This is a genomic window from Actinomycetota bacterium, assembly GCA_005888325.1.
GTDB lineage: Bacteria > Actinomycetota > Acidimicrobiia > Acidimicrobiales > AC-14 > AC-14.
In genome coordinates this window covers 35301-43936 of sequence record VAWU01000010.1, presented here as the reverse complement: position 1 = coordinate 43936, position 8636 = coordinate 35301, and the positions used below count along the sequence as shown (strand labels likewise).

Below are 8636 nucleotides of genomic sequence, written 5' to 3'. Positions count from 1 at the left end.
ACCCCGTGCTCGCCTCGGTGCCCGCGGGCGCCACCCAACAGTTCCGCGCCACCGGCACCTACACCGACGGCTCCACCGCCGATCTCACGTCCAGTGTCACCTGGTCGAGCAGCGACCCCGGCCTGGCCACGGTGGACGCCAACGGACTGGCGACCGGCGTGGGCGTGGGCACCGCGACTGTCTCGGCCACGAGCGGCGCGGTGCGGGGCAGCGCGTTCATGCAGGTGACTCCTGCTGTCCTCGCTTCACTCGCGGTCGACCCCGTGCTCGCCTCGGTGCCCGCGGGCGCCACCCAACAGTTCCGCGCCACCGGCACCTACACCGACGGCTCCACCGCCGATCTCACGTCCAGTGTCACCTGGTCGAGCAGCGACCCCAGCCTGGCCACGGTGGACGCCAACGGACTGGCGACCGGCGTGAGCGTGGGCACCGCGACGATCTCGGCCACGAGCGGGGCACTCGGGGGCAGCGCGCTCATGCAGGTAACGCCGCCCGCGCTCGTATCACTGGCGGTCGATCCCGTGCTTGCCTCGGTGCCTGCGGGCGCGACCCAACAGTTCCGCGCCACCGGCACCTACACCGACGGCTCCACCGCCGATCTCACGTCCAGTGTCACCTGGTCGAGCAGCGACCCCGGCCTGGCCACGGTGGACGCCAACGGACTGGCGACCGGCGTGGGCGTGGGCACGGCGACGATCTCGGCGGGATCGGGAGCGACTTGGGCAACTGCACAGTTGCTCGTCGATTGAGGGGGCCGCCACTCGGGGGCTGAGCTCTTCAGGGCCCGGCCGTGTCCGTCGCTTGCTCTTGAGTAGGTGCTCGCCTCGGAGCAAGCTGAAAAGCGGCGTGAGCTGCAACACCGATTTCGCGGCCTTGTTTCCCCGGCCGTACGACGTGGTCGTCTGCTGGGTTGTTGTTGTGATCGACGTTCGGACAAACCGCGCGGGCAACCAGGAAGGTGCGGCCTGAGCCGCTGGTGTTCTTGATGCTCGTCACCACCGCGATCGAGCGCGGGACGAAGTTCACCTTGATGTACGCAGCATTTCAGACGCTCTTTTCACGCACGCGCTGGTCCCCCTGCGGCCCCGGCAGCAACGCGTCGGCCGCAGCGCCGGATCCGATGGGCTCGTTTCGCCTCGGCTCGGTTCATGCGACGGCGTCCGGCGCCCGATACAGATGCCATGGCTCACACGTCGCTGGGGCAGTGGGCGGAAGGGTTTCGACGCCAGATCGCGGTTCGAGACGGCCTGCGGTGGCCCCGAAGCTGGGACGCCAAGCTGGGCGCGGCCGTCACCGCCTACGCGCTCGGCTTCGGCCTCTGGGTGGTGTTCCACTGGGGCGGCGCCTCGCACCGGCCGCTGATCAGCAACGCCGCCTTCTTGCCCACCAGCCTCTTGGCCGCCGCGCTGGCCTGGAGCGTGGCCGCCCGGCGCCAGGTCGAGCCCCGCGCCCGGCGGGCCTGGCGCCTCATCGCCGCCGCCTTGGCGTGCCACTGGCGGGAGAGATGGGCTGGTTCTACTTCGACGTGGTGCGTGGCACCGCGCCCTTCCCCTCCGCGGCCGACGCGGGCTACCTGGCCTTCTACCCCGTGCTCACGTGGGGGCTGCTGTCGTTCCCCCGCCCCCGACGCAGCCAATGGGAGTCCCTGACCCGATGGCGCCGGGGGATTTCCCCAGCATCCCCCGGCGCCATCTCGCGCCCCATTTGCCCGAACGTTCACCGGTGTCGGACGCGGCGCGCCGCTGGTGCAGTCGCGGCACGTGGAGGACCCCGTCGAGCTCGTCGATTTGCATCTCCGCCATCCGGCGAGGGGCTGTTTCGACATCGCTGGACCCGAAGCGATCCCCGTTGCCGAGCTCTGCCAGAGCATCGTCGAGATCGGTAGCCCCCCGATCGGCCGCGTCATCAACGCAGTTCGTGCGCGTCATCAACCGCACGAACGCCCGGGTCAGGTCGCGCAGGACGTCGGCAGCATCGATGACGGTGCCGCAACCGGCGCCCGCCACCACCGGGGCGTAGTGCGACAGGAACGACGGGAGGATCACGAAGTCGGGCTTCGTCCGTGCGACGGCGTCGGCGACGACGTCCTTTGCTCCCATCCGGTCGTAGCGGACCGACAACGGATAGATGTCGCCCCGTCGGTGGCGCAGCGCGTTGTAGACGAACTGCAGGTGTTGCTGCGCACGCTCAGCCGCCGAGAAGACCTGGTAGGGAACCCTCTGGCCTCCCGCGATCGCCTCGTCGCAGAGGGTGCTCAACCGCTCAGCGCCGGGGTCATCGTCTTCGGTCTGGAACGCGAGCACGGTGCTGTGACAACCGAGCGCCCGGACGATCTGGAGCTCCTCCACCATCCTGAGCGAGAGCCCCGCCGTCGCCGGGAGTGGCATCGCCGGCAGTACGGTCAGCACCCGCGTCACGCGACTGCCTCGTGCACGGCCGGCGCGACCCGGTTCCCGAGGGCGCGCGGGCTCCCGCCGAACTGGGCCCGGGCGGGTTGGGTGTAGACCCGAACGTGCGCGTCGGCGCGCCGCGCCCGCGAGATGAGGGCCTTGCTTTCGGCGGCACCGCGCGCATCAACGGGCGTACGGCGCCCGCAACCCGCTCAAGCTCCCGGGTCTCGTCGCCAACCATCTCGCGGCCCGCTCCCAGGAGCGTCTGTTCCTTCCCGACGTGGACGAGATCTGGTGTGCGTCGGAGCCGGAGGCGGCTCGGCTCGCGGCGATCTCCGCCTACCACCGTGTGATCGTCGTGCCCAACGCCATCCCCGCGTCGTCGATCTCCCCGTCGCGCCTGCCCGACAGGCCGATCGTGGGCTTCATCGGCAGCTATGCGTACACCCCCACCCTCGACGCGGCCATCGTGCTCGTCGACGACGTGTTGCCGTTGCTTCGGGTCCTCGCGCCCGACGTGCGCGTGCGCCTCGCGGGCACCGGCATGCCCGCCGACATCGAGCAGCGGCTGAACCTCACCCCCAACGTGCAGGTGGTGGGTCCCGTGGGCGACGCCGCCGGGTTCGTGGCGGGCTGTCGAGTGATGGCGCTGCCCATCCGCCGGCGCGGCGGCGTGCCGTTCAAGCTGATCGAGGCCATGGCCGCCCAGCGACCCGTCGTCGCCACCGGCGCGCTCGTGAGGGGGCTGGAGTTGCCCAGCGGCCAAGCGTTGCTCATCGCGGACTCGCCGCGCGAGCTGGCCGACGCGATCCAGCTCGTGCTCTCCGACAACGAGCTCGCGACCCGTCTCGCCTCCGCCGCCCGCCGGACCTTCGAGCAGGACTTGTGCACCGAGGCGGTCCTGGGTCGGCTCACGGCTTCGAGCGTGCTCGCCGGCAGCCCTCATGCCGCGGAGTAGGCCCGCTTGGGGACTTCTGAAAGGAACCCCGGCCACTACGCGATCGACCCCGGAGGGCACCGAGTCGATCGTCGCGCGGTCAGCGGCGCCAGGGGGAAGTGCGCCGGGAGGTCCCGGTTGGCCGCCTGGAGCGCAGCGCCGCTAATCGCGATCGGGGGTCGCGTGTCATGCATGGCGACGGCGGCGGAGAGGGCATCGACCTGGTCATCGTGTCGACCTGAGGGAAGACCTCCAGCTCGTCGAGGAGCGCGCTGTTCCACGCCGCGCTCACGATCGTGATGTCGCCTGCCTCGGCTCGGCTGGCAACGGGGTAGGCGCGGGTCACCTTGTCACCGCGTCGGCGCTCGCGACTGATGCAGTCACCCCACGACCGTCCGCGCGGTGGTATCAATGACCGACCGGAGTGCCCCCGCAGTGGCCGACCGAAACGATGACGCGCCTCGCGCGTCACTCCCCCAAGGACGGCCCTATGGCAACCAACGAACCAACCGGCGGCGCTGACGATCAGATCGAGAGCAACGGGCTCTCGTCCGCCGCGTCCACCTCCGACGACCCGGCCCGGGAGACGAGCCAGCAGCGGATCGACGCCAACCGGCGCAACGCCCAGCGCTCGACCGGTCCCCGGACCGAGGACGGCAAGGCGCGCAGCTCGAGGAACGCGGTTCGGCACGGCGTCTACGGCTCGCCGGTCCCCGTCCCCCGCGGCCTGTTCCGGGAGGAGCCGGAGGACGTGGCCGCGGTCATCGAGGAGACCGTGGCGACCCTCAAGCCCAACAACGCGATGGCGCTCACGGCCGCCCACCAGTTCGCCGCCGTCAACGTGCGGTTGGACCGACTCGAGCGCCTCGAAGCCGAGCGCATGGCCGGCGCATCCCACGGGGAGGAGCATGGACTGGAGGAGCAGTACTCCTCGTGCCTCGAGCGGATGGCCGCCCGCATCGACTCGGACCTCGACGCCCTCTCCTCCGAAGAGTGGCGCGAGGTCGCCTGCTTAATCGCGATCGACAATGACGTCGAGGAGATCATCATCGCCGCCGACCCCAACGCGGACGGCGAGACGCTGGCGGTCGACGACCCGTCGTGGGAGTACGTCGGCCGCGACCTGCTCGACGAGTACTACGACGCGCCCGGTGACTTCGCCGCCGAACTTCGCGCCCGGGTGGCGACGGTTCGAGAAGCGAGGGGCGAGGCCGACGACAAGGCGCTCGAGCGCGCCGCGATGTCGCTGATCGACGAGGGTCCGCTCGAGAAGTGCTCGCTCATCCGGGCGCGCCTCAGCCGGGAAGCCGACCGGGCGTTCGCCCGCTTCCAGGTCATGCAGGCGCTGCCTTCATGATTTGGGGAAACGAACCCAACGCCTTGAGCTGACCGCCCGGGCCGGCGACGGCGGCCTGGGTCGACGCGTTCCCAATTCGGGGGTTGGCGTTCCCGGGTGATCTCGCGAACCGCTCCCTGCCAGGGTCTTCAAGGTTTTCGACCGGCCCGACGGGGGACGGGGGCGGGGGGATCGAGAAAAGATCGCAGAAAACTCTAGAGCGCGTGATCATGAGGCTTCGGGACCCGGCGGAAAGTGGCGCGGTTCGCTCCCCGCGGCCCCTGTCGGTCCCGGATCATGCGTGTGGGCGCGCTGAAGGCCCGAGATGTTCAGGAGCGGTGGCGGTTCAGGCGCGAGCGCGGTGGGGTGGCGTCGCCGGTGGCGGTGGAACGCCCAGGCCGTTGACTATGAGCAGCTACTGCGCCAATGGCCTCAAGAAGATGTCCACCGTGTTGTTGCCATCGCCCCCCACGAGGTCGGTGGCGAACGACTCGAAGGCAACCGCCCTGCCGTCGGCCGTGATCGCCGGCTCACGACTGAACGAGTCGGAGTCGCCGCCAGCCTTGTCGACGCTGGCGCGGGTGGTCGTGGCGCCGACGAGGTCGCGCACGAAGATGTCGGCCTTGCCGTTGGCGTCGCCCGCGACGAGGTCGGACGCGTAGAAGTCGCCCTTCCGACCTTCCGATCAGCCACGCTGAACGGGAACCGTGCGCGCCCGACCGCAGCCAAGTGTCGTCCGACGGCTCGGAGCGGGAATACGACGGGTCTCATGATCGTCGGGTTGCGGCCTCCGCGTCGAACCTGAGCGGGCTCTCGTAGTCAGCGACGGCCGAGACAGATCCGGTCGCGGAGGTGTAGAACCGCGCCATGGATCCCATCAGCGTGCTTCGCAAGGCCGTCGACCAGACCGGGCGGATCGTTGCCGGCGTCACACCCGATCAGCTGTCGGGGTCAACCCCGTGCGTCGAGTGGGACACCCGCGCCCTGCTCAGCCACACGATCGGCGTGGTCGAGATGTTCGACGACGCTGCGCGGACCAAGCCGTTCAACGGATCGATCTTTGCCAACGACAACGTCGGCGACGATCCGGGCGGGTCGTACGAGAGACGGGCCGCCGTGCTGCGCGACACCCTGGCGCAGCCGAACGTCCTCGACCGGACCTGGACGATGCCCTTCGGCGAGGTCCCTGGCGCCATTGGTGCAGGGTTCGCGACGCTCGAGCTGTTCCAGCACGGATGGGACGTCGCGCGGGCGAGCGGACAGCGGATCGACTTCGACGCCGACGTCACCGAGGCCGCCAACGCGACCGCACAAGTGATGCCCGCCGAGCAGGTTCGAGTCGCTGGTGTGTTTGGCGCGGAGGGTAGCTGCCCGCCCGATGCCTCAGCCGAGGACCGGCTCGCGGCATTCCTCGGCCGCCCGCTCTGACCTTCGACGATCAGCCGCGCGGGCGACCAGCTCGGTTGCCTCGTCGGTCAGGCGTCCTGTTGGGACGACCCGCACCAAGCCACCCCGATCGCGCCCGAACTCGCAGGGCTCGCGCGAAGCCGGTCCACGGGCGACCCGGTTGTAGAGGAGCAGCCGGGACGGCGGCTGGGGCGCTGTCGCCGAAAAGGAGGATGGCCCCGGCTGGTGCATCGGGCTGGGCCTCCTGTGTAATGACCTGGCGTTGCGCCGGTCAGTGGCCCACCGTGTTCGCCCGCCTTCTCGAAACCCGTGGCACCGCTGCAAAGCCGACAGCCACTGCCCGTCGTGTTTCACGCGGGACGACGCTCGGTCTGCTACTACCAACGATCGCCAGGATCGCAATTGGAGGAGTCGAGAGATGCTCGGGTTCCACAACAGCGAGGAACTGACAGTGAACGCCCGCCCCGAGGCCGTCTTTGCTATCGTGGGCGATATCAAGGGACACGCAGAGTTGTCCGGCAGCAGCGAGGTGAAGAGTCTGAGGCAGGTCGGCGATGGGCCTGTCGGCAGGGGTACGAAGTTCGAAGCCGACGAGGAAATCCGCGTGATGGGTAGAACGACGAAGATGACGGCAGCGTCAGAGGTCGTCGAGTACGACCCGCCAACGGTCGTGTCGTGGACGTCGATGCCGTCGGTCCCGCCCAAGCCTCGGCGCATCCAGTGGTGGTTTCGGCTCGCTCCCGACGGCGAAGGCACGCGTGTAGTGCACGAGTGCGAGGTTGACTTCGGTCCCGTGGCCAACGTGCTGGCGAAGGGCCCGTACGCCCTCATCCGCGGTAGCGCGGTCAAGCAGGGAATGAAGAGGACGCTGGAGAATCTGCGCTCCAAAGTCGCCGGTTCGTGAACGGCGCGAGATCCTCCTCACACCGCCCTGTGACTGCCGGTCACGGGCTCGCGCCGGGCACGTACGCTTCTCTGCCTGGGCTTCTCCCGCTTTACCTCCGCGATCTGCAGATGCACACGCCGGCGGACGCTCGCCAGGGATACGGCGACGTCGCCGGCCGGAAGCCCAACATCAAGTTCGCAACCCAACTCGTCAAGGCTCACGCCGATGCCGGGGGCCCCCGGGGCCTGGACCCGTAGCGGCATCACCGTGCAGGAGCTGTCCGTCACCGGGGACGGCGGCGCGTCGTGGCCCCTACACCCCACGTGCCGCAGGGCATTTGAGAGTCGCGCACCCTAGCCAGGCGTAGGGTCGACGACATGAGCGACGACGACAACGTGACGATCGACGTCTCGAACCTGCCGGACGAGGTCGGGGTGGATTGTGGCGAGGAGGGCGAAAAGGACGTGTGTCGGACGCGCGTCGGTGTCGTCAAGAGAACGGAGGTGGGAATGTTGTTCGTGCCAGTCCAGGGGCCAACCTTCTACTTGGGCCCCTGGAGGCTTCCGCACGCGCCCAACGAACCCGCTCCTCGAGCGAGGTGCGCCCACCACGGGTGGGTCACTGCCGACGAGGCTGTGTTGCTTGCGGCGATGAACAAACCGGGCACCCCGACGGTTTGGGCTCACGCGCTCGTGGTGCCCTGAGGTTCTCCCCCGGCGTTGTTAGATCGAACAACTCGCGGTTGACCGCGATGTAGTCGAGGAAAGGGGGGCAGCCGGAACTGGAAGTCAACGCTCGGATCGTTCCCCGCGCAGGGAATGCTCGGTTCAAATGGATCTTGTCGACGCACCAGCGGTCGCCCACAGCGTGGCGGCACGCCTTGGCCGCGTCAGCGCGCAGCGCCGTGAAGCGCTGCACCACCGGATAGCGCCCCGACGGGGGAAGCTCCAGTCACCCCCTTACGTCTCATCACGGCATGGCACGGATTCGACCGCGCCCGAGGCACTCGTGACCGTCATGGCCTCACCGTGTGCAGCGATTGACGACGACCGTACTGCGTGAACAACGTGGCGACCGCCGAGAACGGTCTCTGCCGGGCCGGAACCTGCACCGGCGGAGTGTGCGTGTAAGCCCGTCCTCGGCCTCAACGACTTCGGCTGGCCAATCGAACCTTCGACGCCCAGACTGACGAGCGGATCGGCAGTCGCCCGCTGATGGTTACCGGAAGGCGTCGCTGAGGGCGGGATCGTGGAACTGCTCGTAGCTGGTGACCCTTCCGTCGCGCAGCTTCCAGATGAACACCCACGGGGTGAGGGAGGTCTTGCCGGTCGCGTTGACGGTGCAGCCGTACTCGCCCATCGAGACGACTGTGTCAGCTTGCGCGATGAACTCGCGGGGAGTGAACGCGGTCGTCTGCACCGAGTTGGCGATGGCGTCGAAGAACTTCGGCACGCTCGCCTTGCCGGAGTAGTCACCCGACCAGGGCACGATCGGTTCGAGGTGGGTCACCCAGCGAACGTCGTCCGTGAGCTGGTCGATGATGTAGCCGATGTCGCCACGACCGAACGCCTCGTAGATCCGCCCGATCAGTGCCACATTGTCGGACTCCGCCATCTGTCCTCCCCTGGTTACGCATCCAATGATCCTGAAGGTCATCATGCCCGGTCCCGCTCTCCGATG

General features: G+C 68.9%; 8 protein-coding genes and 1 pseudogene (1 of these 9 only partly in view). 6 read left to right on the top strand and 3 right to left on the bottom strand.

Features of this window, described 5'->3' with window-relative positions:
* A pseudogene (locus E6G06_01810) lies at window positions 1–749 on the top strand (PKD domain-containing protein) (it extends 2017 nt beyond the left edge of the window).
* An 843-nt stretch (window positions 750–1592) separates the two neighbouring features.
* On the opposite strand, the gene E6G06_01805 reads toward E6G06_01810, so the two are convergent.
* Window positions 1593–2408: a hypothetical protein gene (locus E6G06_01805; GenBank protein ID TML93594.1), complete on the bottom strand. Its 816-nt coding sequence runs from the start codon at window positions 2406–2408 to the stop codon at window positions 1593–1595.
* Between the two features lie 247 nt (window positions 2409–2655).
* Between E6G06_01805 and E6G06_01800 the strand changes: the two genes are divergently transcribed.
* Entirely contained in the window at window positions 2656–3348 is a 693-nt protein-coding gene (locus E6G06_01800) for a glycosyltransferase (protein ID TML93593.1), read from the top strand.
* 469 nt (window positions 3349–3817) lie between these two features.
* A complete protein-coding gene (locus E6G06_01795) occupies window positions 3818–4684 on the top strand; it encodes a hypothetical protein (protein TML93592.1) in 867 nt (288 codons plus the stop codon).
* A gap of 394 nt (window positions 4685–5078) precedes the next feature.
* Here the strand turns inward: E6G06_01795 and E6G06_01790 are convergent, their stop codons facing one another.
* Entirely contained in the window at window positions 5079–5273 is a 195-nt protein-coding gene (locus tag E6G06_01790) for a hypothetical protein (GenBank protein ID TML93591.1), read from the bottom strand.
* Window positions 5274–5530: 257 nt separating this feature from the next.
* Between E6G06_01790 and E6G06_01785 the strand changes: the two genes are divergently transcribed.
* The 3 genes from E6G06_01785 (at window position 5531) to E6G06_01775 (ending at window position 7660) form a co-directional block, all read left to right on the top strand.
* Window positions 5531–6091: a TIGR03086 family protein gene (locus tag E6G06_01785; GenBank protein TML93590.1), complete on the top strand. Its 561-nt coding sequence runs from the start codon at window positions 5531–5533 to the stop codon at window positions 6089–6091.
* A gap of 397 nt (window positions 6092–6488) precedes the next feature.
* Window positions 6489–6974 (top strand): hypothetical protein, encoded by a 486-nt coding sequence (locus E6G06_01780; GenBank protein TML93589.1) that lies wholly within the window; start codon window positions 6489–6491, stop codon window positions 6972–6974.
* A 359-nt stretch (window positions 6975–7333) separates the two neighbouring features.
* Entirely contained in the window at window positions 7334–7660 is a 327-nt protein-coding gene (locus E6G06_01775; GenBank protein ID TML93588.1) for a hypothetical protein, read from the top strand.
* A 514-nt stretch (window positions 7661–8174) separates the two neighbouring features.
* On the opposite strand, the gene E6G06_01770 is transcribed toward E6G06_01775, so the two are convergent.
* Window positions 8175–8615 (bottom strand): hypothetical protein, encoded by a 441-nt coding sequence (locus tag E6G06_01770; protein ID TML93587.1) that lies wholly within the window; start codon window positions 8613–8615, stop codon window positions 8175–8177.
* Between the last annotated feature and the right edge of the window lie 21 nt (window positions 8616–8636).

Coding starts and splice junctions, on each gene's coding strand:
- E6G06_01795 (TML93592.1), top strand. CDS start 3,818: ATGGCAACCAACGAACCAACCGGCGGCGCTGACGATCAGATCGAGAGC.
- E6G06_01785 (TML93590.1), top strand. CDS start 5,531: ATGGATCCCATCAGCGTGCTTCGCAAGGCCGTCGACCAGACCGGGCGG.
- E6G06_01780 (TML93589.1), top strand. CDS start 6,489: ATGCTCGGGTTCCACAACAGCGAGGAACTGACAGTGAACGCCCGCCCC.
- E6G06_01775 (TML93588.1), top strand. CDS start 7,334: ATGAGCGACGACGACAACGTGACGATCGACGTCTCGAACCTGCCGGAC.
- E6G06_01770 (TML93587.1), bottom strand. CDS start 8,615: ATGATGACCTTCAGGATCATTGGATGCGTAACCAGGGGAGGACAGATG.